The following is a 25,175-nucleotide window of genomic DNA, read 5'->3' on the forward strand; positions in this document are numbered from 1 at the left end:
AGCATGAGAATACTGATCATTGGCCCCAGCTGGGTCGGCGACATGGTGATGGCGCAGACCTTGTTCCAGTGCCTGAAACAGCAGCACCCCGACTGCGTGATCGACGTGCTGGCCCCCGAGTGGAGCCGGCCGATCCTGGAGCGTATGCCCGAAGTACGTCAGGCCTTGAGCTTCCCGCTCGGCCACGGCGCACTGGAGCTGGCTACGCGGCGGCGCATCGGCAAATCCCTGGCCGGCCAGTACGACCAGGCCATCTTGCTGCCCAACTCGCTGAAGTCGGCGTTGGTGCCGTTCTTCGCTGGCATCCCCAAGCGTACTGGCTGGCGCGGTGAACTGCGCTTCGGCCTGCTGAACGATGTGCGCAAGCTGGACAAGGCCCGCTACCCGCTGATGATCGAGCGCTTCATGGCCTTGGCCTACGCGCCCGGCGCCGAGCTGCCGCAGCCGTACCCGCGCCCCAGCCTGCAGATCGAAGCGCAAAGCCGCGATGCTGCACTGGCCAAGTTCGGCCTGGAGCTGGACCGCCCGGTGCTGGCGCTGTGCCCTGGCGCCGAGTTCGGGGAGGCCAAGCGTTGGCCGGTCGAGCATTACGCTGCGGTGGCCGACGCGATGGTCCGCCAGGGCTGGCAGGTATGGCTGTTCGGCTCGAAGAACGACCACCCGGTCGGTGAGCAGATCCGCGACCGGCTGATCCCGGGTTTGCGTGAAGAATCGTCCAACCTCGCCGGTGAAACCTCGCTGGCCGAGGCCATCGACCTGATGTCCTGTGCGCATGCCGTGGTGTCCAACGACTCCGGCCTGATGCACGTGGCCGCCGCGCTTAACCGCCCGCTGGTGGCGGTGTACGGCTCGACGTCGCCCGGCTTCACCCCGCCGCTGGCCGACCAGGTAGAGGTGGTGCGTACCGGTATCGAGTGCAGCCCATGCTTCGACCGTACCTGCCGTTTCGGCCACTACAACTGCCTGCGCCTGCTGGAACCGGGCAAAGTCATCGCCGCCCTGCACAGCCTGAGCGGGCCGGACCTGATCGATACCGTGGCTGAGGTCGACTAAGTGCGGGTACTGATCATCAAGACCTCGTCGCTGGGTGATGTGATCCACACCCTGCCGGCGCTCACCGATGCCGCCCACGCCATCCCGGGCATTCGTTTCGACTGGGTAGTGGAGGAAGGCTTCGCCGAAATCCCCAGCTGGCACCCTGCGGTCGACCAGGTTATCCCGGTGGCCATTCGCCGCTGGCGCAAGAACCTTTGGCAAACCCTCAAGAGCGGCGAGTGGAAGGCGTTCAAGCAGCGTGTGCGCGAGCGCAAGTACGACCTGGTGATTGACGCCCAGGGCCTGGTCAAGTCGGCTTGGCTGACCCGCTACGTGAAGGCCCCGGTCGCCGGCCTGGACCGCTATTCGGCCCGTGAAGGCTGGGCCAGCCGCTTCTATGACCGGCGCCTGTCGGTTGCCACCGGCCAGCACGCGGTGGAGCGGGTGCGCCAGCTGTTCGCCATGGCCCTGGCCTACGACTTGCCAGAAGGCATTGGCGACTACGGGCTGGACCTGGAGCGCCTGCAATTGCCGCCCGCCGCGCCTTACGTGGTGTTCTTGCATGGCACCACCTGGGCGACCAAGCACTGGCCCGAAGCCTACTGGCGCGAACTGGCCGAGCGCATGGGCCGGCGCAAGCTGGAAGTGCGCCTGCCATGGGGCAACCCTGCCGAGAAGGCACGGGCCGAGCGCATTGCCCAGGGCTTGAACAACTGCCAGGTACTCCCCAAATTGAACCTTGCCGGCGTTGCACGTGTATTGGCGGCGGCAAAAGCCTGTGTGGCAGTCGATACCGGCCTTGGCCATCTGGCAGCGGCACTCGATGTGCCGACCATTTCGCTGTTCGGCCCGACCAACCCGGGCCTGACGGGTGCCTACGGACGGACCCAGATTCACCAAGCCAGTGACTGGCCTTGCGCTCCCTGCCTGCAGAAGAAGTGCACCTATAAACCGAGCGCCGACGACCTGCGCCGGTTCGATCTGAAACGCGAGTGGCCGCTGTGCTTCACTCGCCTGAATCCCGAGCATGTGGCGGGCCGCTTGAGCGCGTTGCTGCTGGCTGAGGATGTCCGTTGATGCAACTGGCTTTCGTGCTTTACAAATATTTCCCCTTTGGCGGGCTGCAGCGCGATTTCATGCGCATTGCCCTGGAATGCCAGAAGCGGGGCCACCAGATCCGTGTGTACACGCTGATCTGGGAGGGTGACATTCCGCCGGGCTTCGAAGTGCTGGTGGCGCCGGTGAAGGCGATTTTCAACCACCGTCGCAACGAGAAGCTCAGCGCCTGGATGGCCGCCGACCTGGCCAAGCGCCCGGTCGACCGCCTGATCGGCTTCAACAAGATGCCGGGGCTGGACGTGTACTACGCCGCCGACGGCTGCTTCGAAGACAAGGCGCAAACCCTGCGTGGCGGCCTGTACCGCCGCTGGGGCCGCTACCGGCACTTTGCCGAGTACGAGCGTGCGGTGTTCGCCAAGGACGCCCACACCGAAGTGTTGATGATTTCCGAGGTGCAGCAGCCGCTGTTCATCAAGCATTACGGCACCCCGGTGGAGCGCTTCCACCTGCTGCCGCCGGGCATTTCCCAGGATCGCCGTGCGCCGGCCAACGCTGCCGAGATCCGCGCCGAGTTCCGCAAGGAATTCAACCTGGGCGATGACGACCTGTTGCTGGTACAGATTGGCTCGGGCTTCAAGACCAAGGGTGTGGACCGTAGCCTCAAGGCGCTGGCCGCGCTGCCATCGGCTCTGCGCAAACGCACGAAGCTGATGGTGATCGGCCAGGACGACCCCAAGGTGTTCCAGCTGCAAAGCGCCACCCTGGGGCTGGGCGACCAAGTGCAGTTCCTCAAGGGCCGCAGCGACATCCCGCGCTTCCTGCTGGGTGCCGACGTGCTGATTCACCCGGCGTACAACGAGAACACCGGCACCGTGCTGCTTGAAGCGCTGGTGGCCGGCCTGCCAGTACTGGTGTCCAAAGTGTGCGGTTACGCCCACTACATTGCCGAGGCCGACTGCGGCCTGGTGCTGGACGAACCGTTCGAACAGGACCAGCTCAACGGTTACCTGCAACGCATGCTCGAAGACCCGCAGGCCCGCGCCAGCTGGTCGCGCAACGGCCTGGCGTTTGCTGAAACCGCCGATCTGTACAGCATGCCGCAGCATGCTGCCGACGTGATCCTGGGGCAGAAAACCGTATGAAGCTGATACTGGCCGAACCGTTCAAGCGCCTGTGGGCCGGGCGTGATGCCTTCGATGCCGTAGAAGCGCTGCAAGGCGAGGTTTATCGCGAGCTGGAAGGGCGCCGCACGCTGCGCACCGTAGTGGCTGGCGAGGGTTTTTTCGTCAAGATCCACCGCGGCATCGGCTGGGGCGAGATCTTCAAGAACCTGTTCACCGCCAAGCTGCCGGTGCTCGGTGCCGGCCAGGAATGGCGGGCTATCCAGCGCCTGCACGAGGTGGGTGTGCCGACCATGACCGCTGTCGCCTATGGCGAGCGGGGCAGCAACCCGGCCACGCAGCACTCGTTCATCATCACCGAAGAATTGGCGCCCACCATCAGCCTGGAAGACTTCAGTATCGACTGGGTCAAGCAGCCGCCAGAGCCGCGCCTGAAGCGTGCGCTGATCGCCGAAGTGGCGAAGATGACTGGCGGCATGCACCGCGCCGGGGTCAACCACCGCGACTGTTACATCTGCCATTTCTTGCTGCACACCGACCGCCCGGTGACGGCGGACGATTTCAAACTGTCGGTGATCGACCTGCACCGCGCCCAGACCCGTGTAACCATCAGCCGCCGCTGGCGCGACAAGGACCTGGCCGCGCTGTACTTCTCGGCGCTGGACATCGGCCTGACCCAACGCGACAAGCTGCGCTTCCTGCGGGGTTACTTCCAGCGCCCGCTGCGCCAAGTGCTGAAGGACGAAGCCCAGTTGCTCGCCTGGCTGGAGCGCAAGGCGCAGAAACTCTACGACCGCAAACAACGCTACGGGGATGCGCTCTGATGGCGGGCTGGACACTGGCGCCGGGTTACGAACACCTGGCGACGGACTTCGGCAGCCTCGATGCGGTATTTGCCCTGCAAGGCGAGCGCCTGACCCGCGACCCGCTCAGCGAGGTGGTGCGCATCGAGCGTGATGGGGTCAACTACTACGTCAAGCGCTACACCGGCGCCGGCAAGCACATGCGCCGCTATCTGGGCCGGCCGCGCATCAAGGCCGAATGGCAGAACCTCAAGCAATTCGCCAAGTGGGGCATCCCTACCGCGGAAGTGGTGGCCTGGGGGCTGGAGCGCAAGGGCCTGGCCTTTGGTCGTGGGGCGATGATCACCCGCGAGCTGCCGAACACCGAAGACCTGTCGGCACTCGCCGAGCGCAACGATGCGCGCCTGGCCGACCGCGCCTGGGTCGACCACCTCAGCCGCCAGCTGGCGCGCCATACCCGGGTCATGCACGAGCACCGCTTTGCTCACAACGACCTGAAGTGGCGCAACCTGCTGGTCGATGACCAAGGCACGCTATTCTTCATCGACTGCCCCACAGGCGACTTCTGGCGCGGCTTCATGTGGCGGCACCGGATGATCAAGGACCTGGCGTGCCTGGACAAAGTGGCCAAATACCACCTGTCGGCCACCCAGCGCCTGCGTTTCTATCTGCAATACCGCGGCCGCGACCGGCTGAATGAGCGTGACAAGAAGCGCATTCGCCAGGTGCTGGGCTTTTTCGAGGGAAGGGAATGACCGATTACCTGGCCAGCGCGGACCTCGCGCTGCTCAAACGCCATGGCCTGGACGACTTCGAGGCGCTGTGGGCCTTGCAACTTGAGGCAGTGGATGAACCCAACACCGGCCGTGGCGGCTGGAGCAGCGTGTTCCGCCTGGAACTCGAAGGCAAGGGCTACTATCTCAAGCGCCAGAGCGACTACCTGACCCGCACCCTGCACCGACCGTTTGGCGAGCCCACCTTCGCCCGCGAATTCCGCAACATCAGCCGCTACCAGAAGCTGCACATTCCGGCCTTGCAGGCGGTGTTCTATGGCGAGCGCAAGCAGGGCGGCAAGCACCGGGCCATCCTGATGACCCGCGCGCTGGACGAGTGGGCCGACCTCGACAGCCTGCTGGCCCAGTGGCCACAGCTGGGCGATGCGGAACGCAATGGCATCCTCAAGGCATGCGGCCAGCTGGCGCGCACCCTGCACAGCGCCGGCCAAGTGCATGGCTGCTTTTACCCCAAGCACATTTTCCTGCGCCAGCGCCGTGAAGGCTGGGACGCGCAACTGATCGACCTGGAAAAGACCCGGCCATTGCTGTTCGGCATGCGTGACCGCCTCAAGGACCTGGAGCCGCTGCTGCGCCGCGCCCCGGCCTGGAGCGAGGCCGATGTGCGCACAATGCTGGCGACCTACCTGGCGCAGCCGGCTGACAGCACGCTGGTCAACAACTGGTTGCAACGCCTGACGCAACGCCGTCGTGAAAAAGAGGCCCGCTGATGCGTTTGTCCGAACTGAAAGATGCCGGGCGCAGCCCGTCGTTGCCCCTGAGCATCACCCTGGCGGATGCCGCCGGCAGCGCCGAGTTGCAACTGCTCAGCCTGCTGCGCGTGTTGCCGGGCCAGCGCTATGTTGGCGCCGGAGTGTGGCGCGGGACCCAGGTGCTGGCCAAGCTGCTGGTGGGCGGTAACGCCGCCCGGCATTTCCAGCGCGAACTGCAAGGTGTGAAGCTGCTGGCCGAGCAAGGCCTGACCACGCCAAAACTGTTGGCCGATGGCCTCAAGGAAGGCGAGGGCGGCTGGCTGCTGTTCGAATTCCTCGACGGCGCCGAAAGCCTGGCCGATGCCTGGGCGGCGGTGGAAAACCTGCCGGTGCTGGCTGACGAGCAACATCTGGTATTGGGTGAAGCACTGACGGCTGTCGCGCACATGCACGCCCAGGGCCTTTGGCAGGAAGACCTGCACCTGGACAACCTGCTGCGCCATGGCGGCAAGCTGTACCTGATCGACGGCGCTGGTATCAAGGCCGAAACGCCTGGCCAGCAGCTGTCGCGCCCGCGCGTGCTGGAAAACCTCGGGGTGTTCTTCGCCCAGCTGCCCAAGCGCCTGGAACCGTTCATCGAAGAGCTGCTGGTGCACTATCTGCTGGCCAACGCCGAGCATGCGTTGCCCCTGGAAGCCCTGCAAAAGCAGGTGGACAAGGTGCGCAACTGGCGGCAGAAGGACTACCTGGACAAAGCGGGCCGCGAGTGCAGCCTGTTCAGCGTCCAGCGCAGCCTCTCGGGCTTGCAGGCGATCCGCCGCAGCGAAGTCGACGCCATGCAGCCGGTGCTGGAGCAGGCCGATGCGCTGATCGACAAGGGCCACCTGTACAAGACCGGTGGCGCCGCCAGCGTGGCGCGTATCGAGGTGAACGGTCGCAAGCTGGTGCTCAAGCGCTACAACATCAAGAACACCGCGCACTGGTTCAAGCGCTTCTGGCGCCCGAGCCGGGCCTGGCATTCGTGGATCGAAGGCCACCGCCTGGAATTCCTCGGCATCGCCACGCCTCGCCCTCTCGCGGTGCTGGAACAGCGGGTGCTGGGCCTGCGTAGCCGTGCCTATCTGGTCACCGAGTATGTCGACGGCCCGGACCTGACGGCATGCTTCGCGCCCTACGTCGAAAGTGGCGATGCACCCGAGGAGCAAGTGGATGCCTTGGTCCATGTGATGCAGCAGCTGATTCGCGAGCGTATCAGCCACGGTGACTTCAAAGGCCATAACCTGTTCTGGCACAACGGCCAGTGGTCGCTGATCGACCTTGATGCCATGTGCCAGCACGCCACCCAGCTCAGCTTCGCCCCGGCCTATGCCCGCGACCGGGCACGGCTGCTGCGCAACTGGCCGAGTGGCAGTGCCTTGCATCAGCGACTGGACCGACTTTTGCCAAAACTGGTCGAGTAAGGCCGCCAGTTCGGGCTTTTATTGGGCTGGTGGTGGTTGGTCTGGCAGTGTCAGCCAGTCACTGCTGCGCCCTGCCTGGCGAACGCGTATCAGCCACTGGCCGTTTTCGTGACGCATCACCGCCCACGGCACCACCCCGGCGTTGTCGGGGCTAGCCATCTGCAAGTGGTAATGATCCGGCAGCAGGTGGCGGCGCACCGGCAACTGCCCGTTCTCGAGCCCCAGGTACAACTGATCGTCAGCCTCGAAAAGCCCTTGTTCGATGTTCAGTGGCAGGCCAGCCACAGGCACCTGCAGGTAGCAGTCTTGCAGTAACTGCTTAAGGTCGGGCAGCCCGTCGTACCAGAGTACCGGTGAGTCGATGACCCACTGCCCGTCGGCCTTGCGCTTGAGCGGCTGCTGCAGGTAGGCGTCTGGCTGGCCAGGGTCGATGGCCCGCCAGCGGTAGCCATCGAAGCTGACCTGGTAATAGCGGTTGTCGTTGTCCTTGACGAAGTACAGCGATTGCCCGCCAAACACCGAGCTTTGCTCGTATACACCTTCACCGTAGATACCGTCGATGCGATAGCGCAGGCTGCTGCTGGCCGGTTGTACCTCGTGGCGTGCGGGTAGCGGCAGTGGCGGTTGTTTGGGGATCCCGCGCAGGGATCGGCGTAGCACTCTGGAACCCAGAAAACTGGTACCCGCATCGTTGAGGTGGCTAAGCGCCTGATACGCATGCCGCATCACCCCTTCGACATCCTCTTGCTTGAAAGCCTCGGCGCCGTCCCAGATATCGATTGCCATGCGGCCGATCGACAGCACCAGCAGCGGACGGTTCGGCAGCAGCAGGCTGATGAAGTCCAGTAAGCGCCAGCTCAGCGCTATGACCGATTCCACGTTCACTTCCCTGGTCGTCATGCTGTCGGCATCGGCCTGAGCGATCAGCGCCCGGGCTTCGGCCATGTAGTAAACGAAGAAAAGATCGTCCTTGATCTCAGGTGTCGTCAAATGCGTGCTCATGCGCCCCTTGTCCAGCAGCCGCTGCACCGTGACGGCAGGTAGCAATGGCAGGCGCTGGGCTACGTATGCTCTCAATGCGGGCTGTTGGCGCAATGTGCGAAGCAGTTCGCGGGTTGTTCGGAAACGCCGCCAGGCCCTGCGGTCCGGGGCATCCGGGGTGTACAGCACACATGCCGGAGACTTGTAGGTGATGCTGTTGAGCAGAAGTACGCCCTGCAGGGTATGGCCCATGATGTTCAGCTGCCGGACAGTGACCGGGTAGCCTGCTACCGGCGCACGCAAGGCATTGTGTGGTTGGTCCAGCACTGCGCGCACCCAGTTGTAGCCGTGTTCGAAAGGGTCTTCGCCAAAGTGCCCTGCGTAGCGCGCCTTGACTGCTTCAGCGTGCATGCGTGCACGGTTGACCTTGCTGTGCGCAGTGAGGCGCCATTTGCCCGCTCTGGAACTGATGAGTTGGGTGCGCAGGTACTCTGCGTAACTGTCACCCACGTTCAGTTCCCGGACCATGTGCTTGACATACTGCGGCGTGAGCCCGGCGGGCATGGCTTTGCCATGGGCATGGATCACCCGGGCAGTAAGCCAGTAGTCGGTATCGAACCACGGCAAGTTCTTGAGGGCGATCTCTTCGAAGGTGTTTATTTCCTCGACCATTTCGACCATCTCGTCGCCCACGCGTCGCATGCCTGCATAGGTGACATAGGACGAGATGGCGAAGGGATGCATGACGGCGCCAGTGCGGCGGGTACGCACGACCACGATCTTGATATCGCGGGGATCTGCGGCGTACCCCAGGTCATGGCGCAGTCGCTCGCGAAGGCGTGCGTTGGCCCAGCCCAGCAGGCTATTGCGTTGCTTGAAGTCGTTGAAGCTCAGCACTCCCGGGGCGGCAGCCTGCTCGGCGATTGCCACCAGCTCTTGCATCGCCTGCATCATATGGCTCAGGCCTTGCGCAGATGTATTGCGCAGCCAGTTCGGCAGGTTCTTCTCAAGCAATCGGGAGTAACGTGTCTGCAGGATGGGTTTGGCGCCGACTTCGTGCCAGAGCTCCATGGCTTTATGTATTCGGGTGTGCTGGTGGGGTGAGCTGCTCCACAAGCCGGTGTCACTCAAGCGTTGGCGCTGGGCTTCTATCACACTGTCGATCTGGGCCTCCAGCAGGCTATCGGCGTACCAGTCATAGCGCAGGCGCTGTGACAGCCGCACGCGGTCCGCCTGCGCGTCAGTGTACAGATGCAGCAGCGGTTTGCTCTGGAGTGGGTCTTCCAGGCGTTCGCAAAGCTCCTGGTGCAGCGCGGCAAGGGACTCGAAGGCTTCAATGCCTTGTGAGAGGCTGCACAGCAAGGCCATGCCTGCGGCATCCTCGGGTGTGAGCATAGGGCCCTCGGCGGTGCCGGCAACGATGATCAGTGTGCCTGGCAGGTAGCTTCGCCAGTTGGGCCGTAGGCCTTCCAGCAGAACGCGGTAGACCTGTGGCCTTTTGGCCAGGGGCATATGCCTGCGCTGGGAGGGTAGTGGCTGTTGCAGGCAGGCCCATAGTTGATCGGCTGAGCGGTAGCCCAAGGTCTCGTCGCCCAGGCGCAATTCAACCTCGGCCAGCATCAGCGCCTTGCGCAGTGCCAGCAGCTTTTGTCTTGGGGTTTCGCCTTGCTCATCGGCCGTGGTCCAGAAGCTGGCCACTTCGCCGTGCAACCAGGTGCGTGTGTCGGGGTTGATGGGGTGCTGAAGGTCAATCGTCGGAAGGCCGCCGAGCAGGTCACTGATCTGTCGGTCGATCCGTTCCAGTTGTTCGAGGGGGCGCATGGGGCGGGTCCTTGGTTGAGGAAAACCCCATGCTTGGCAATACCTGCGGTTGCGTGGCGGTAGCGGGCTAGCGCCCGCGACGCCAGAGCAGCCCGCGCAGGCTCAACAGGGCCGGCAGGCCCAGGCCGGCCCATGCCAGAACGTCCCAGCCACCGTCGCCAAGCAGTGCGGCGAACAGGCCCAGGAACCCAAGCATGGCAATCAACGCCGGCCAGGCGAAGAGGCGTGCAGTGGATTGCGACCTGTGGCTCATGCGCGCACCTCCCTGGGTTTGCGCTGCTTGCCCCACCACAGGTAGAGGCCGCTGCCGAGCACGATGATTGTCAGCACGTCCAGCAAAGCCCAGAGGATTTGCATCGGTCGCCCGCCGTAATCGCCGAAATGCAATGGCTGCGACAGGCCCATGGCATCCATGTACCAGGGACGGTCGCCTACGGCAGTCACAGCAAGGGTGCGAGCATCGATCAATACCGGCGTGAACAGGTGAGAACTCAGGTGTGTGGCACCGTTCATGAATACCGCATAGTGGTGCTCGCTGGAGAACCGCGTGCCCGGAAAGGCGATGAAGTCCGGGCGCATGCCGGGGGCGGCCTGTTCGGCAATTTTCAGCAGGCGAGTGGCTGGGGCGCGATCGACGAGCGGCGGCGCGTCGCGGTAGGGGGCAACCATCGCTGCCAGGCTGTCGTTGCGCCAGGCCGCGATGACCAGGTCGGACAGGGCACTGATCACGCCCGTCACGCCCACGGTCAACGCCCAGGCCAGGGTAACTGCGCCGATCAGGTTATGCAGGTCGAGCCAGCGCAGGCGGCGGGACTTTTCGTGGCGCACGGTGCCGAACGCCAGACGGCGCATGAACGGCGCATAGAGCACGGTGCCGGAGACAATCGCGACGATGAACAGCACGCCCATGAAGGCCAGCAGCAGCTTGCCAGGCAGGCCGGCGAACATGTCCACGTGCAGGCGCAGCATGATCATCATGAAGCCGCCATTGGCAGCCGGCATGGCCACTGCTTCGCCGGTGCGGGCGTCGAGCATGAAGGTGTGCGACAGGTTGGGGTCGGTGCCAGCGGTAGCGGCGGTGATGGCCACCACGCCGTTGGGTTCGTCCTCCTCGTAGCCGAAGTACTGCACCACCTCGCCGGGGCGGTGTTGTTCGGCTTTCAGTACAAGCTGCTGGAGGTCGAGGTGCGGGGTGCCAGCTGGCATTTCACGCAGTTCGGGGGCGTCGCCGAGCAGGTGTTCGAGTTCGTGGTGGAAGATCAGCGGCAGGCCGGTGAGTGCCAGCAACAACAGGAACAGGGTACAGACCAGGCTGCTCCAGGTATGGATCACGGACCAGCGGCGGATGGTTGGGCTTTTCATCACGGTACCGATTTTTGTCTGTTGGATCGAGGGCCGCAAAGCGGCCCCCGTTCACTCAGAACTTGTAAGTGGCGCTGGCGACAACACTGCGCTCATCGCCGTAGTAGCAGTAGTACGAGTCACAGGTAGAGAGGTAATCCTTGTTCAGCAAGTTGGTGGCATTGACCGCCACCGACGCGCCCTTCAGGCTGCTGTCCAGGCGACCCAGGTCGTAATGCACCGACGCGTCGAACACGGTGTAGGCCTTGGCCTTGCCCAGGTAGGTATTGCCCTGGTCACCGTAGGTATTGCCGGTATAGCGCGCGCCCAGGCCGATGCCGAAGCCGTCGAGCACGCCGGCGTGCCAGGTGTAGTCACTCCATACCGAGGCTTGCTGGTTAGGCATCAATTGCAGGCGGTTACCTTTGTAGAGGCCGTCCTGCACTTCAGATTTGGCCAAGGTGTAAGCGGCAATCACTTTCAGGTTTTCGGTAACGTCGGAAACTGCTTCAAGCTCAAGGCCGTGGACTTTCACTTCGCCGCTCTGGCTGGTGACGGTTACGCCACCCACGTTGTTGGTGACCGAGACGTTCTTCTGGGTCAGGTCATACACAGCTGCCGACAGCAGCGTGTTGGAGCCCGGTGGCTGGTACTTGACGCCCAACTCCCACTGCTGGCCCTCGGTCGGCTTGAACGACTCGGTCGCAGAGGCGCTGGCATTGCTGGCAGGTTGGAAGGACTCGGCATACGAGAGGTACGGCACGAAGCCCGAATCGAACACGTAGCTGAGAGCCGCGTTGCCGCTGAACTTCTTGTCGCGCTGGGTATTGGTGGCATCACCCTGGTTGAGATACCTGGTACCGGTATGTACCCAGTCCTCACGACCGCCCAAGGTCAGGCGCCAATTGCCCAGCGCCATCTGGTCCTGAACGTACAAGCCGGTCTGGCGGGATTTCTGGTTGTAGTCGTAGAACGCCGTGGAGCGGTCCGGGCGGGTGATCGGCACCCCGTAGACCGGGTTGTTGACGTTGCTGTCCGGCACGTTGAAGCCGAAGATCGACAGGTAATTGGTGTTGATGCGCTGGTGGTCCAGGCCGAGCAGCAGGGTGTGGGTGATGTCACCGGTGGCGAAATCTGCCTGGAAGTTGTTGTCCACGGCGAACTGGCTGATGTCTTCGTCAGTGTTGGTGGACATGCGGCTTACCGTGCCATCGTCTTTCACCGGGCCGCCGGGCTGGTAGTAGCTGCCTGGTGTGATGGTCTGGAACGCCAGGTCTGTCTTGGTGTAACGCAAATTCTGACGGAACTGCCACACGTCGTTGATGCGGTGTTCGAAGGCGTAGCCCAGGGCGTAGTAGGTACGGTCGTAGAATTCGTAGTCCGGGTCACCCAGGTTCTTGTGGTGCGAGATCTTGCCGAACGGCATGTCGATCTTGGTGCCCTGGATTGGCCGGAACTGGCTGGTGGCGCCGGTATCGTCGCGGGTGAACTGGGTGAGGAAGGTCAGCGTGGTGTCTTCGTCAATGTTCCAGGTCAGGCTCGGGGCGATGTTGTAGCGCTTGTCGTCGATGTGGTCGATCTGCGTGCCGCCGTCGCGGATCACACCGCTGACGCCGTACAGGAAGCGGCCTTCATCGTCGATCTTGCCAGTGCTGGCAAAGTTGATCTGGCGATGGTTGTCGCTGCCGTACTGCAGTTCGATCTCGTGCTCGCTTTCGGCTTGCGGGCGACGGCTGACCATGTCCAGCAGGCCGCCGGGCGGGGTTTGGCCATAGATCGAGGAGGCCGGGCCACGCAGCAGGGCGAGGCGGTCGAGGTTCCAGGTTTCGGCTTTCGGGTTGGCGTACACGCCGCGTGGCAGCGGCAGGCCATCGAGGAACTGGGTGGGCTCGAAGCCGCGAACGCGCATCCAGTCATAGCGCGTGTCGCTGCCGAAGCTGGCCGACACGATGCCGGGCATGTAGCGCACGGCGTCATCCAGGCTGTGCACACCGCGGTCTTTCATCTGCTCGCGGGTGGCGATGGAGATGGAACGGGGGGCCTCCACCAGCGCGGTGTCGGTCTTGGTGCCAGCGGCGGTGCGCTTGGCCAGGTAACCCTCTACCGGGCCCCAGGCACTTTCAGAAACGCTGGCGGCGTCCACGGTGGTTTCCGGTAGCGCCAGGGTGCCGTCCGGCACGGCCACCAGGCTGTAGCTACCCACGCTGCTCTGTTGCAACTGCAGGCCGGTACCACGCAGGGCCGCTTGCAGGGCGCCGAGGCCGTCGTACTGGCCGCTTACCGGGGCCGAGGTGCGGCCGCTTACCAGTGCCGGGTCGATGGCCAGGGCAATGCCGGCCTGGCTGGCGATCTGGTTGAGGGTGGTGGCTAGCGGCGCGCTGGGCAGGTTGTAGGCGCGCGGCGTGGATAGCTCGGCGGCGAACAAGACGGAGCTTGCCAGCGGGGCGGCCAGGCCGATGGCCAGGGCCATCAGGCTGGGGCGCAGGATACGATCAACGGCACGGGACATGCGGCGGTTCCTCGACGGGTAAGTGCTTGCTGCTTCCTTGCCGAGCGAGAATTGAAAAGTGACAGGGGAAATCTGAAAAATATTGAGAATTATTTGGTATGTGTATTTGCCTGCACTGGCCTCTTCGCGGGTTCACCCGCGAAGAGGCCGTTACAGGTCTACTTGGGAACGACGTTGACCCACCACTGGGTATGCCGCTCGATTTTCACCGGCAAGGCCGGCACCAGCGACTCCAGCGCCAAGTCGGTGTTGGTCAGCGGGAAGCTGCCAGTCACGCGCAAATCGGCGACCTGCTCGGCTACCCCGAGGTGGCCGCTGCGGTACTTGCCCAGTGCGGCCAGCAAGTCGCCCAGCCGCACGTTGTCCACCACCAGCATGCCGCGGGTCCAGGCATCGGCCCCGACCGGTACTGCGCCGACCTGGCCGAGGCCGTTGGCGTTCATCAGTACCTGCTGGCCTTCGCGCAGCACATGCTCGTCGCCACTGTTGTGCGGCATGGCTGCAACCGAGGCTTGCAGTACTTCCAGGCGGGTACCGTCGGCTTCGCGGCGCACCAAAAAGCGCGTGCCTAAAGGCCGCAGGCGGCCATCGTCGGTGCGTACCAGCAGCGGGCGCGGGTCCTGGTGGCCGGTTTCAACCGAGATCTCGCCCTGATGCAGCACGATTACCCGCTGCTCGCCGGCGTAGTCGATGTCTACGGCGGTGTGGGTGTTCAGGCTCAGCAGTGTGCCGTCTTCCAGACGCAGGGTACGCAGCTCGCCGGTAGCGGTACGCTGGTCGGCCAGCCAGTAGCTTGGGGCCAGCGACGGTGCGCCGACCCAGGCCAGCAGCGAGCCGAGCAGGAACATGCCGGCCAGCCCGCCGCCCACTTTGCCGATGCGTCGACGCAAACCGGCGCGTGATTGCAGCAAGGCCTGACGTGCCGGCCCGGCTGCCGCACTGACGCGCTGGTCCATGGCGCCGAGCTGGCGCCAGGCACGCGCGTGTTCTTCGCTGGCGGCATGCCAGCGCATGAATTCGTTGCGTTCATCGGGCGTGCCGCTGGCGTCGCCGAGGCTGAGTTTCCAGGCGATGGCGGCTTCCAGTACCTGGGACGAAACCGGTGCATTGCTCACGTCGGTTCCCCGTACAGGGCCACATAGCACTGGCGCATGCCTTGGGCGATGTACTGGCGCACCCGCGACACCGACACACCCAGGCGCTCGGCGATTTCGCCATGGCCCATGCCGTCCAGGCGGTTGTGCAGGAATGCCGCGCGGGCCTTGCTCGATAGCTTGCCGAGCAGCCGGTCGATGGCCTTGAGGTCTTCGAGGATCAGCAACTGCACTTCCGGGGAAGGTTGTTCGGCTTCCGGGATCAGCGCCAGCTCGGCCAAATAGGCCTGTTCCAGCGCGGCGCGGCGAAAGTGGTCGAACATCAGCCCTTTGGCCACGGCGGCCAGAAACGCACGGGGTTCGCGGGGCGTGTCCAGCTGCTCACGGCCGAGCAGGCGCACGAAGGTGTCCTGGCTCAGATCTTCGGCACGTTGGCGGCAGGCCATGCTGCGTTGCAGCCAGGCGAGCAGCCAGCCGCGGTGGTCGCGGTACAGCGCACCGACCAGATCGGCGTGTGGGCTCTGTGCTGAAAACAAGCAGCGTCCCCCCGGAACGAATGCATTAACTAACGATAATTATTCGCGATTGTTGCAGAGGGGAGGGGGTGGGTGCAATGGACGCTTATCGGATTGCCACCATGGAAAAGGCTGATGGCCCAATGCAAAGCTACAGGCCATGACTCTGTGCTTTGCGCCGCCGCCACCCACGCAACCGCTGCTCCAGCTGCAATGGGCTGTCCAGCTGCTGGCGCCGGGCCTGGCTCAACAGGATCAGCGCCAGCTCTGCGGTCACTTGGGCATCGGCACTGGCATGGTGGCGCTCTTCAACCTGCAAACCAAACCGCGCCACCCAGTCATCCAGCCCGGCCTCGCGCAGCACCGTGTCGGGGTTTAGCATCGGCGCCAGTTCGGCAACGTCGAGGAACAGTGACTGCAGACGATGCCCAAGGCTCTCCTTCAGCGCACGGGCCAGCATGCGCTGGTCGAAGGGCGCATGAAACGCCAGCACCGGGCTGTTGCCAATGAAATCGAGCAAGTCGAGCAGGGCCTCGGCCGGGTCGCAACCGGCGGCCAGGGCGCCAGGGCCCAGGCCATGAATCAGCACGCTGGCGTTGGTCTTCTGCAAAGGCCTGTGCAGGGTGCGTTCGAACTGCTGGGCAAAATCGATGGCGCCGTCTTCGATGGCCACTGCGCCAATCGACAATACCTGGTCCCGGTTGGGGTTGAGCCCGCTGGTTTCGAGGTCCAGCACCACCCAGCGCTGTTCACGCAGGGTGCATACCCCCAGCGGCGTGGGCTTGGGTAACCGGCTCAGGCGCTGGCGTGTGGCGGGGTCCAGTTCGGGCGCGCTGGGGCGCAGCCAGGTGAACAGGCTCATAGCTGGTACCGCAGGGCCAGGCTGCTTTGCAGGCGCTGGGCCTGGCGCAGCGCCTCGCGCAGGATGCGCCGGTCCAGGTGGTTGAGGCTGTCCGGGTCGAGGCGGTTGGAGTAAGGCAGGTTGTCGCGAGCCTGGCGCTGGTGCTGCTGCATGCGGGTTTGCTGGATGAAGTGGTAAGCCTCTTCATAGGCCGCGCCATCCAGTGGCTCGATCACGCCCTTGGCCACCAGCTGGCGCAGCCGCTCCAGGGTGTTGCACGCACCGACGCCATTGGCCAACGCCAATAGCCGGGCACCGTCGACGAAGGGCGTCAGGCCCTGAACCTTGAGGTCGAGGGTGGCGGCCTTGTCATTGCCCTGGCGGGTCAGCACGAACTCGCGCAGGCGGCCCACCGGCGGGCGCTGGCGCAAGGCGTTTTCGGCCAGCATGCGCTGGAAGATGCGGTTGTCGGCCACTTGGTCCAACAGGCGTTGGCGCAGTTGTTCGCAACCTTGCTCATCGCCCCACACCACGCGCAGGTCGAAGTAGATGCTCGAACCCAGCAGGTTCTCCGGGCTGGCTTCACGAACAAAGCCGGCAAAGCGCCGTGCCCACTCGCTGCGCGACAGGCACAGGTCAGGGTTGCCGGCCATGACGTTGCCCTTGCACAGGGTAAAGCCGCACTGGGCCAGGCACTGGTTGATGTACTGCGCCAGCGGCAGCAGGCGGGCACGGATGGCGTCGGCTTCAGCGCTGTCGGCCGCCTCGAAGAGGATGCCGTTGTCCTGGTCGGTGTGCAGGGTCTGCTCGCGGCGCCCTTCGCTGCCAAAGCACAACCAGCTGAACGGCACGCCCGGGTCGCCGCGCTCGGCCAGCGCCAGCTCGATTACCCGGCACACGGTGTGGTCGTTGAGCAGGGTGATGATCTGGGTGATCTGCGTGGACGATGCGCCATGGGCCAGCATGCGCTCCACAAGCTGGCTGATTTCCCCGCGCAGCGAGACCAGGGTGTCCAGCCGAGGCGCATGGCGGATGGTGCGCGCCAGGTGCACCAGGTCGACCCGTTGCAGCGAGAACAGGTCACGCTCGGAAACCACCCCGCACAAGCGCCGGTTTTCCACCAGGCACACGTGGGCGATATGCCGCTCGGTCATGGCCATGGCCGCGTCGAAGGCGCTGGCCTGAGGGCTGAGGTAGAAGGGTTTGACCGTCATGTGCCGCTCGATGGGCGCGCCCAGGTCGGCATCCGCCGAGGCCACCACCTGGCGCAGGTCGCGCAGGGTGAAGATGCCGGTGGGGTAGCGCTGCGCGTCGACCACCACGATGCTGCCGACCTGCTGCTCGTGCATCAGCCGCACGGCTTCGCGCAGCGGGGTTTGTGCCGTGCACACCACCGGGTGACGCATGGCCAGCTCACCCAAGGGCGTGTTCAGCGAATACTGGGTGCCGAGGGTTTCCACAGCGCGCTGTCGCACCTGCTGGTTGACCTGGTCGAGCAGGCTGCTGACCCCGCGCAGGGCAAAATCCCGAAACACTTCAGACATCGAGAACACGCGGATGAACGCGGCCTTGTTCAACTGCAGGCAGAAGGTATCTTCACCGGCCAGGTGCTCGGTGCGGGTGGCTCGCTCGCCCAGCAGGGCGGCCAGCGGGAAGCACTCGCCACTGGTGATTTCGAAGGTGGTTTCCACCCCAGGCTTGACCAGGTGCTGGCGCTCGCCAACCACGCGGCCCTGCTTGACGATGTAGAAGTGCTCGACCGGCCCGTCGGCAGGTTTGACGATGCTTTCGCCGCAGGCATAGAAGCGCAGCTGGCACTGCTCGACCAGGTAGGCCAGGTGGCTGTGCTCCATCTGGTTGAACGGCGGAAAGCGCTGCAGGAACTGCAGGGTGCCTTGAATGTTCTGCAGTACTGCTGTCCTGCCCGCCTGGCTGTAGGCGTCCTTTTTGCTCATGAAACTGACCGTATCGCTACGCCGAACTATATATATCTATATATAGGTGCCGGCCTTGTTGTTCTCTGCCTCCATGGTCGGCTTGCGGCGGGGTGGTGCCCATTGGACGTAAGTCTATGAACGCCCCTGTCAAAGACCCGACGAAAGGCGAAACGGGTTACGCGAGTAATGTGGTCCTAAGGCTGAAGCGGAATTTTTTTGACGAGATGAGCATGCCTGAGCACACCGACATCCTGAGCGACGCCGAGCGTGAGGCCTTGGCCGTGGTAAGTGCGCCTGTGGCACCTAGGCCGTTGGTGCTGGTGGTGGATGACAACGCGGTCAACCGTGAGGCGCTGATCCTGTACCTGAAAAGCCGGGGCATCGATGCGGTGGGGGCGGACGGGGCGGAGGAAGCCAGGTTGTACCTGCATTATCAGCAGCGGATCAGTTTGATGATCACGGATTTACGCATGCAGCCAGAGGATGGCCTGGATTTGATCCGCACGATTCGTGAGTCGGAGCGCGCAGCGTTGTCGATCATCGTGGTGTCGGGCGACACCGATGTAGAAGAGGCGGTGGACGTGATGCACCTGGGGGTGGTGGATTTCCTGCTCAAGCCGGTGGACCTGGGCAAGCTGCTGGAACTGGTGAAGAAGGAATTGAAAATAGAGTGATGCACAAAGGGGCTGCTTTGCAGCCCATTCGCGGCACAAGGCCGCTCCTACAAGGGTTATGCGTTCCCCTGTAGGAGCGGCCTTGTGCCGCGAATGGGCCGCAAAGCGGCCCCTTGCGGTTTACAACCCGTTACGCGCCTTGAACTCGCGGCGACGGCGGTGCAGCACCGGCTCGGTGTAGCCGTTCGGCTGCTTGCCACCTTCCACCACCAACTCTACAGCCGCCTGGAACGCGACGTTGTCGTCGAAGTTCGGCGCCATCGGGCGGTACAGGGCGTCACCGGCGTTCTGCTGGTCCACCACCACGGCCATGCGCTTGAGGCTTTCCAGCACCTGATCCTGGCTGACCACGCCATGGCGCAGCCAGTTGGCCAGCAACTGGGCAGAAATGCGCAGGGTGGCACGGTCTTCCATCAGGCCGACGTTGTTGATGTCCGGCACCTTCGAGCAACCCACACCCTGGTCGATCCAGCGCACCACGTAGCCGAGGATGCCCTGAGCGTTGTTGTCCAGCTCGTTGCGGATTTCTTCGTCCGACCAGTTCGTGTCGGCGGCCAGCGGGATGGCGAGGATGTCGTCCACCGACGCCGGGGTACGCGAAGCCAGCTCACGCTGGCGCGCCTGCACGTCCACCTTGTGGTAGTGCAGGGCGTGCAGGGTGGCGGCAGTCGGCGACGGCACCCAGGCGGTGTTGGCACCGGCCAGCGGGTGGGCGATCTTCTGCTCGAGCATGGCAGCCATCAGGTCGGGCATGGCCCACATGCCTTTGCCGATTTGCGCACGGCCTTGCAGGCCGGTGGCCAGGCCAACGTCGACGTTGTTGTTCTCGTAGGCGCCGATCCACTTCTCGTTTTTCATGGCGCCTTTGCGCACCACGGCGCCGGCTTCCATCGAGGTGTGGATTTCATCGCCAGTGCGGTCGAGGAAACCGGTGTTGATGAACGCTACGCGCTCGGCGGCAGCCTTGATGCAGGACTTGAGGTTGACCGTGGTACGGCGCTCCTCGTCCATGATGCCGACCTTGACGGTGTTGCGTGGCATGCCCAGCAGGTCTTCGACCTGGCTGAAGATTTCGGCGGCGAAAGCGACTTCTTCCGGGCCATGCATCTTCGGCTTGACGATGTACACGCTGCCGGTGCGGGTGTTCTTGCGGCTGGTGTTGCCGTTGAGGTTGTGCAGGGCGATCAGGTTGGTGAACAGGCCGTCCTGGATACCTTCGGGGATTTCGTTGCCCTGGGCATCGAGGATCGCCGGGTTGGTCATCAGGTGGCCAACGTTGCGTACGAACAGCAGCGAACGGCCATGCAGGGTGACGCTGCCGCCATTGGGCGCGGCGTACTCGCGGTCCGGGTTCATGGTGCGGGTGAAGGTTTTGCCACCCTTGCTCACGCTTTCGGCCAAGTCGCCTTTCATCAGGCCCAGCCAGTTGCGGTAGACGATAACCTTGTCGTCAGCGTCGACGGCGGCAACCGAGTCTTCGCAGTCCATGATGGTGGTCAGTGCCGATTCCATCAGGATGTCTTTCACGCTGGCGGCGTCGGTGCTGCCAACCGGGGTGTTGGCATCGACCTGGATTTCGAAGTGCAGGCCGTTGTGCTTGAGCAGCACGGCGGTTGGTGCGGCGGCGTCACCGTGGAAGCCGATGAGCTGGGCATCGTCACGCAGGCCGCTGTTGCTGCCGCCTTTCAGGGCAACAACCAGCTTGCCGCCTTCGATGCGGTAGCCGGTGGAGTCGACGTGCGAGCCGGCAGCCAGTGGCGCAGCTTCGTCGAGGAAGGCGCGGGCGAAGGCGATGACCTTGTCGCCACGGACCTTGTTGTAACCCTGGCCTTTTTCGGCGCCGCCTTCATCGCTGATGGCGTCGGTGCCGTACAGGGCGTCATACAGCGAACCCCAGCGTGCATTGGCGGCGTTCAGGGCGAAGCGGGCATTCATTACCGGCACCACCAGCTGCGGGCCGGCCATGTGGGCGATTTCTTCGTCCACGTTCTGGGTGGTGGCCTGGAAATCGTCGGCTTGTGGCAGCAGGTAGCCGATTTCCTGGAGGAATGCTTTATAGGCGACGGCGTCGTGGGCCTGGCCTTTGCGTGCCTGATGGTAGGCGTCGATCTTGGCTTGCAGCTCGTCGCGCTTGGCGAGCAGGGCTTTGTTCTTTGGAGCGAGGTCATTGATGATCTTCTCTGCACCCGCCCAGAACTGCTCGGCGACGATGCCGGTCCCGGGGATGGCTTCGTTGTTCACGAAGTCGTACAGGACCTTGGCGACCTGAAGGCCACCGACTTGAACGTATCCAGTCATTGCTTGCCTCACTCTGCTCAGCTATTTCGCTCTTCTGTATTAAGCCTGTAGCGCTTCTCTAAACACGGCACCAGTGCGTGCCCCCGGGTTGTACCGGGCGCGGCTGGGTGCGGCTTGCCAGACATGCCGGCAGGCAGTGTGCGTATTTTCACAGGCGCCTTGGCAGACATCCAAACGACGTTTTGTAGTCCGCGCCACGGGATACTACATTAAGCAGTAGGCGGGGCAAAATCAGACTAAAAGCGCCGTTATGCGACCCGTTGGTCGCGTATGGTCACGCTGGGAGTGGGTATGTTCGCAAAAAACAGGTGGATTGTTCCAGATAAATCTTGAAACAGTACACGATTCGTTGTGCAGGACGCCCTGCGGCAGGTTGCCGCGCCTTGCCTATACTGACTCGATCCCCCGATTTTCTGCCGCCGGGCGCGGTCCGACACGAGGAAGGGCTTGTGGATCATCTTGTACTGACTGTTATCGCCCCTGACAAGGCCGGCCAGGTCGAACGCATTGCCCAGTGCATCGCCGACCACAGTGGCAACTGGCTGGAAAGCCGCATGTCGCGTATGGCCGGGCAGTTTGCCGGCATCTTGCGGGTGGCGGTGCCGGCTGAGAATTACGCTGAACTGGTGGCATCGTTGCAGGGGCTGGCCCGGTATGACATTCGCGTGCTGATTGCCGAGAGCGGCATCGAGCCGTCGTGTACCTGGAAGCCGATTGCCATGGAACTGGTGGGGAATGACCGGCCGGGGATCGTGCGGGACATTACCCGGTTGCTGGCGGATCTTGGGGTGAACCTTGAGCGGTTTACCACTGAGGTGCGGCCGGCACCGATGAGCAGCGAGGCGCTGTTTCATGCCGATGCATTGCTGGCGCTGCCGTTGACCCTTTCGCTGGATGAACTGCAGCAGAAGCTGGAGAGCCTGGCGGACGATTTGATGGTGGAGTTGCAGTTGCGGGCGGAGGATTGATTCGGGATCGCCGGGGCCGCTTTGCGGCGCATTCGCAGCACAAGGCTGCTCCTACAGGGAATTGCATAACTCCTGTAGGAGCAGCCTTGTGCTGCGAACGGGCTGCATCGCAGCCCCTTGCGGTTATCCCGATATCACGGGGAAGGCCCTGTGGATAACCTGGGGGTGTACCTCTCCACCCCAGGCCCTCTGTGCCCTGCGCAGTTTTGATCAAAAAACACCCAATAATCAGCAGCTTGTGCACAAAGCACGGGGACGAGGGTGTGGATAACCTTTGGAGATGTCGCTGCAGGCCTCGAACCGCATGGCCTGCAGAGTTTTGATCGTTTTTTGATCAGCTGCGCTTGCGCAAATTCATCCACGCATCGACGCTGTAGATCGCCAAACCCGCCCAGATGAACATGAACGCCACCAATGTGCTCGACGACAAATGCTCATCGAACAACAGCACTGCCTGCAGCAATACCAGCGTCGGCGCCAGGTACTGCAGGAAGCCCAGGGTGGTATATGGCAGGTGCCGGGCCGCAGCGTTGAAGCACACCAGCGGTATCAGCGTCACCGGCCCGGCCGCCATCAACCACAGTGCTTCGCTGCTGGTGTAAAACGCCCCCTGGGCACTCATCGCCGCCGGGTGCAGTAGCAGCCAGCCAAGGGCCAGCGGCACCAGCATCCAGGTTTCCACCACCAGGCCCGGCAATGCCGCCACTGGCGCCTGTTTGCGAATCAGCCCGTAGAAGCCGAAGCTCAGCGCCAGCACCAGCGACACCCAAGGCAGGCTGCCTACCTGCCACACCTGCTGGGCTACGCCTACGGCGGCCATGCCCACCGCCAGCCATTGCAGGCGGCGCAGGCGCTCGCCAAGAATCAGCATGCCCAGTACCACATTGATCAGCGGGTTGATGTAGTAACCCAGGCTGGCTTCGAGCATGCGGCCGTTGTTTACCGACCAAACATAGGTCAGCCAGTTACCCGCAATCAATGCTCCGCTCAGCGCCAGGATGCCCAGCCGGCGCGGGTTGTCGCGCAGTTCGCGCCACCAGCCCGGGTGTTTCCACACCAGTAGCAGCAGCGAGCCGAACAGCGCCGACCAGAGCACCCGGTGGACAATGATCTCGACCGCCGGGACGTTCTGGATTGCCTTGAAATAGATGGGGAACAGGCCCCAGATGATGTAGGCGCTCAGGCCCAGGATGTACCCGCGACGCGGGTTTGCGGCGTGCATGCAGAATCCTTGCTTAGGTAGCTAAATAAAGCGACGCCTATTGTAGACAGACGTAGGCATGCTTCTAGAACAATTTCAGCGGTGCTTCATCCAGCGCGGCCATTTGTTCGCGCAAGGCGAGAATCTGGTCCCCCCAGTAGCGGGGTTGGCCGAACCACGGGAAGCTGGGCGGGAACGCCGGGTCGCTCCAGCGCCGTGCCAGCCACGCGCTGTAGTGAAGCTGGCGCAGGGCGCGCAGGGGCTCGATCAGGGCCAGTTCGCGCGGGTCGAAGTCGTGGAACTCGTTGTAGCCGTCGATCAGCTCGGCCAGTTGCCCCAGGCGCTCCTCGCGGCTGCCGGCCAGCATCATCCACAGGTCTTGCACCGCCGGGCCCATACGGCAGTCGTCGAGGTCGACCACGTGGTACACCTCGTCACGGTGCATCAGGTTGCCGGGGTGCAGGTCGCCGTGCAGGCGGATCAGCTGGTGCGGAGTGCGGGCGTAGATATCCTCGACACGTTTTAGCAGGTCGCGGGCCACGGACTCGAAGGCGGGCAACAGTTCGCGAGGGACAAAACCACCGTCCAGCAGGGTGTTCAGCGAGGCGTGGCCGAAGTTGTCCACAGCCAGGGCCTCACGGTGCTCGAATGGTTTGGTGGCGCCCACGGCATGCAGGCGGCCGAGCAACTGGCCAAGGCGGTAGAGCTGGTCGAGGTTGCCCGGCTCCGGAGCGTGGCCGCCGCGGCGCGGGAACAGAGTGAAACGGAAGCCTTGATGCTCGAACAAGGTGCGGCCGTCGTGCTGCATCGGCGCAACCACCGGCACCTCGCAGTCGGCGAGTTCGGCGGTGAAGCTGTGTTCTTCGAGGATCGCCGCATCGCTCCAGCGGCCTGGGCGGTAGAACTTGGCGATCAGCGGCTGCGCGTCTTCGATGCCCACCTGATAGACGCGGTTCTCGTAGCTGTTCAGTGCCAGCACCCGGGCGTCGCTGAGAAAGCCGATGCTTTCCACTGCGTCCAGGACCAGGTCGGGGGTGAGGGTGTCGAAGGGGTGGGACATGGTGACTCCGGAGGGTAAGCAGCGTGGGGCCATGGTAACGCGTTATGCCTGTACCGGCCTCTTCGCGGGCATGCCCGCTCCCACAGGTACAGCGCACGTTTCAGGATTTGTGGGAGCGGGCGCGCCCGCGAACCGCGCAATGCGCGGCCAGGCTATGCAGGAACCCCGATCAACACATAGGACGGATGAAACTGCACCTGCACCGCACTGCCCGCCGCCACCGGATGACCAGCCAACCAGTCCGCCTCCGCGATGGCACACAATGTCTGCCCATTGCCCAACGCCAGCCGCACCTCACTGGGCCCCTCATCCTCTGCCAACACTTCTTCCACCGTTGCACTCAAGCAGTTGCTGCCCGCGTCGGCTGCTTCCCCCTCCGGCAGCAACCGTACCCACCCGGCCTTGAGCAGCGCCACCACCATCGTCCCCAGTGTCAGCTCCAGCCGCGCGGTGCTGTCGTGGGTGATCAGCGCATCAATCTCCAGCCCACCGCCCAATGCCAGGCTGACGCGGTCATACCGGCCCTCGCGGCGCAAGCCGCTGACCTGGCCCTGGAGTTGGTTGCGCGCACTGGTACGCAGCATCAGGCGGCCGAGCAGGTCGAGGTCACTGGATTCTTCGGCGGCCTCAAGAATTTCCGCCTGCAGGGCCTGCAACCTTTGATACAGACGCAACACCCGCTCGCCTTCCGGCGACAAACGCGCACCGCCACCGCCACGGCCACCGGTACTGCGCTCGACCAAGGGCTGGCTGGCCAGGTTGTTGAGCTCGTCGATGGCATCCCAGGCAGCTTTGTAGCTAATGCCTGCGGCTTTGGCGGCTCGGGTGATCGAGCCTTGCTCGGCAATGTGCTGCAGCAGGGCGATGCGCTGGGGGCGGCGGGCGATGTGCTGGGTAAGCAGGGTGGGTAGGGGCATGGGTATTGAGTCGTTATATGTGAAGGTCCTGAAAGCGGATTGTGGAGGACTGCG

At 63.7% G+C, this 25,175-nt stretch carries 21 protein-coding genes; 9 read left to right on the forward strand and 12 right to left on the reverse strand.

The window, feature by feature from the left end:
* Positions 1-3: 3 nt before the first annotated feature.
* The 7 genes from waaF to MRBLPB4O_RS01720 are packed head-to-tail and all read left to right on the forward strand — an operon-like array spanning position 4 to position 6,964.
* A complete protein-coding gene (waaF, locus tag MRBLPB4O_RS01690) occupies positions 4-1,053 on the forward strand; it encodes a lipopolysaccharide heptosyltransferase II (protein WP_016497647.1) in 1,050 nt (349 codons plus the stop codon).
* A complete protein-coding gene (gene waaC / locus MRBLPB4O_RS01695; RefSeq protein WP_016497648.1) occupies positions 1,054-2,112 on the forward strand; it encodes a lipopolysaccharide heptosyltransferase I in 1,059 nt (352 codons plus the stop codon).
* Complete coding sequence (locus MRBLPB4O_RS01700; protein ID WP_016497649.1) at positions 2,112-3,236, forward strand: glycosyltransferase family 4 protein; 1,125 nt, start codon at positions 2,112-2,114, stop codon at positions 3,234-3,236. The genes waaC and MRBLPB4O_RS01700 overlap by 1 nt, the downstream gene beginning before the upstream one ends.
* Positions 3,233-4,039 carry a lipopolysaccharide core heptose(I) kinase RfaP gene (gene rfaP, locus MRBLPB4O_RS01705; protein ID WP_341797359.1) on the forward strand — a complete coding sequence of 269 codons (807 nt, stop codon included), beginning with the start codon at positions 3,233-3,235 and terminating at the stop codon, positions 4,037-4,039. The genes MRBLPB4O_RS01700 and rfaP overlap by 4 nt, the downstream gene beginning before the upstream one ends.
* The gene (locus MRBLPB4O_RS01710) at positions 4,039-4,773 is read left to right on the forward strand and encodes a lipopolysaccharide kinase InaA family protein (protein WP_016497651.1); all 735 of its coding nucleotides are present in this window, start codon (positions 4,039-4,041) and stop codon (positions 4,771-4,773) included. The genes rfaP and MRBLPB4O_RS01710 overlap by 1 nt, the downstream gene beginning before the upstream one ends.
* Positions 4,770-5,522, forward strand: coding sequence for a lipopolysaccharide kinase InaA family protein (locus tag MRBLPB4O_RS01715; protein WP_049272914.1), 753 nt, complete (start codon positions 4,770-4,772; stop codon positions 5,520-5,522). The genes MRBLPB4O_RS01710 and MRBLPB4O_RS01715 overlap by 4 nt, the downstream gene beginning before the upstream one ends.
* Positions 5,522-6,964: a lipopolysaccharide kinase InaA family protein gene (locus MRBLPB4O_RS01720; RefSeq protein WP_341797360.1), complete on the forward strand. Its 1,443-nt coding sequence runs from the start codon at positions 5,522-5,524 to the stop codon at positions 6,962-6,964. The genes MRBLPB4O_RS01715 and MRBLPB4O_RS01720 overlap by 1 nt, the downstream gene beginning before the upstream one ends.
* A gap of 18 nt (positions 6,965-6,982) precedes the next feature.
* On the opposite strand, the gene MRBLPB4O_RS01725 is transcribed toward MRBLPB4O_RS01720, so the two are convergent.
* The 8 genes from MRBLPB4O_RS01725 to MRBLPB4O_RS01760 all read right to left on the reverse strand — a co-directional run bounded on the left by MRBLPB4O_RS01725 (position 6,983) and on the right by MRBLPB4O_RS01760 (position 18,021).
* The gene (locus MRBLPB4O_RS01725) at positions 6,983-9,766 is read right to left on the reverse strand and encodes a DUF6543 domain-containing protein (protein ID WP_341797361.1); all 2,784 of its coding nucleotides are present in this window, start codon (positions 9,764-9,766) and stop codon (positions 6,983-6,985) included.
* A 67-nt stretch (positions 9,767-9,833) separates the two neighbouring features.
* Positions 9,834-10,019: a hypothetical protein gene (locus tag MRBLPB4O_RS01730; protein ID WP_016497655.1), complete on the reverse strand. Its 186-nt coding sequence runs from the start codon at positions 10,017-10,019 to the stop codon at positions 9,834-9,836.
* Entirely contained in the window at positions 10,016-11,128 is a 1,113-nt protein-coding gene (locus MRBLPB4O_RS01735) for a PepSY-associated TM helix domain-containing protein (RefSeq protein WP_341797362.1), read from the reverse strand. The genes MRBLPB4O_RS01730 and MRBLPB4O_RS01735 overlap by 4 nt, the downstream gene beginning before the upstream one ends.
* 55 nt (positions 11,129-11,183) lie before the next feature.
* Positions 11,184-13,616 carry a TonB-dependent siderophore receptor gene (locus MRBLPB4O_RS01740; RefSeq protein ID WP_341797363.1) on the reverse strand — a complete coding sequence of 811 codons (2,433 nt, stop codon included), beginning with the start codon at positions 13,614-13,616 and terminating at the stop codon, positions 11,184-11,186.
* A 158-nt stretch (positions 13,617-13,774) separates the two neighbouring features.
* Complete coding sequence (locus MRBLPB4O_RS01745; RefSeq protein ID WP_341797364.1) at positions 13,775-14,731, reverse strand: FecR family protein; 957 nt, start codon at positions 14,729-14,731, stop codon at positions 13,775-13,777.
* Positions 14,728-15,246: an RNA polymerase sigma factor gene (locus MRBLPB4O_RS01750; protein ID WP_341797365.1), complete on the reverse strand. Its 519-nt coding sequence runs from the start codon at positions 15,244-15,246 to the stop codon at positions 14,728-14,730. Before MRBLPB4O_RS01750 ends, MRBLPB4O_RS01745 begins: the two co-directional genes overlap by 4 nt.
* A 130-nt stretch (positions 15,247-15,376) precedes the next feature.
* The gene (locus MRBLPB4O_RS01755; RefSeq protein ID WP_341797366.1) at positions 15,377-16,087 is read right to left on the reverse strand and encodes a 3'-5' exonuclease; all 711 of its coding nucleotides are present in this window, start codon (positions 16,085-16,087) and stop codon (positions 15,377-15,379) included.
* Positions 16,084-18,021 carry a DUF294 nucleotidyltransferase-like domain-containing protein gene (locus MRBLPB4O_RS01760; protein WP_341797367.1) on the reverse strand — a complete coding sequence of 646 codons (1,938 nt, stop codon included), beginning with the start codon at positions 18,019-18,021 and terminating at the stop codon, positions 16,084-16,086. The genes MRBLPB4O_RS01755 and MRBLPB4O_RS01760 overlap by 4 nt, the downstream gene beginning before the upstream one ends.
* A gap of 116 nt (positions 18,022-18,137) precedes the next feature.
* Here MRBLPB4O_RS01760 and MRBLPB4O_RS01765 point away from each other — a divergent pair, with 116 nt between their 5' ends.
* Positions 18,138-18,677 (forward strand): response regulator, encoded by a 540-nt coding sequence (locus MRBLPB4O_RS01765; protein ID WP_341797368.1) that lies wholly within the window; start codon positions 18,138-18,140, stop codon positions 18,675-18,677.
* Between the two features lie 120 nt (positions 18,678-18,797).
* Here the strand turns inward: MRBLPB4O_RS01765 and MRBLPB4O_RS01770 are convergent, their stop codons facing one another.
* Positions 18,798-20,975, reverse strand: coding sequence for a malate synthase G (locus MRBLPB4O_RS01770; RefSeq protein WP_341797369.1), 2,178 nt, complete (start codon positions 20,973-20,975; stop codon positions 18,798-18,800).
* Positions 20,976-21,424: 449 nt separating this feature from the next.
* On the opposite strand from MRBLPB4O_RS01770, the gene MRBLPB4O_RS01775 reads away from it, so the two are divergent.
* Positions 21,425-21,943 carry an ACT domain-containing protein gene (locus MRBLPB4O_RS01775; RefSeq protein WP_341797370.1) on the forward strand — a complete coding sequence of 173 codons (519 nt, stop codon included), beginning with the start codon at positions 21,425-21,427 and terminating at the stop codon, positions 21,941-21,943.
* 334 nt (positions 21,944-22,277) lie between these two features.
* Here the strand turns inward: MRBLPB4O_RS01775 and rarD are convergent, their stop codons facing one another.
* From rarD to MRBLPB4O_RS01790, 3 genes are all read right to left on the reverse strand, one after another.
* Positions 22,278-23,165, reverse strand: a complete 888-nt coding sequence (rarD, locus tag MRBLPB4O_RS01780; protein WP_016497665.1) for an EamA family transporter RarD — start codon at positions 23,163-23,165, stop codon at positions 22,278-22,280.
* 64 nt (positions 23,166-23,229) lie between these two features.
* The gene (locus MRBLPB4O_RS01785) at positions 23,230-24,204 is read right to left on the reverse strand and encodes a serine/threonine protein kinase (protein ID WP_019470553.1); all 975 of its coding nucleotides are present in this window, start codon (positions 24,202-24,204) and stop codon (positions 23,230-23,232) included.
* 152 nt (positions 24,205-24,356) lie between these two features.
* The gene (locus MRBLPB4O_RS01790) at positions 24,357-25,121 is read right to left on the reverse strand and encodes a TOBE domain-containing protein (protein ID WP_341797371.1); all 765 of its coding nucleotides are present in this window, start codon (positions 25,119-25,121) and stop codon (positions 24,357-24,359) included.
* Positions 25,122-25,175 lie beyond the last annotated feature (54 nt).

It is taken from the genome of Pseudomonas sp. LPB4.O, from assembly GCF_038383825.1.
In the GTDB taxonomy this organism is placed as follows: Bacteria; Pseudomonadota; Gammaproteobacteria; order Pseudomonadales; family Pseudomonadaceae; genus Aquipseudomonas; species Aquipseudomonas putida.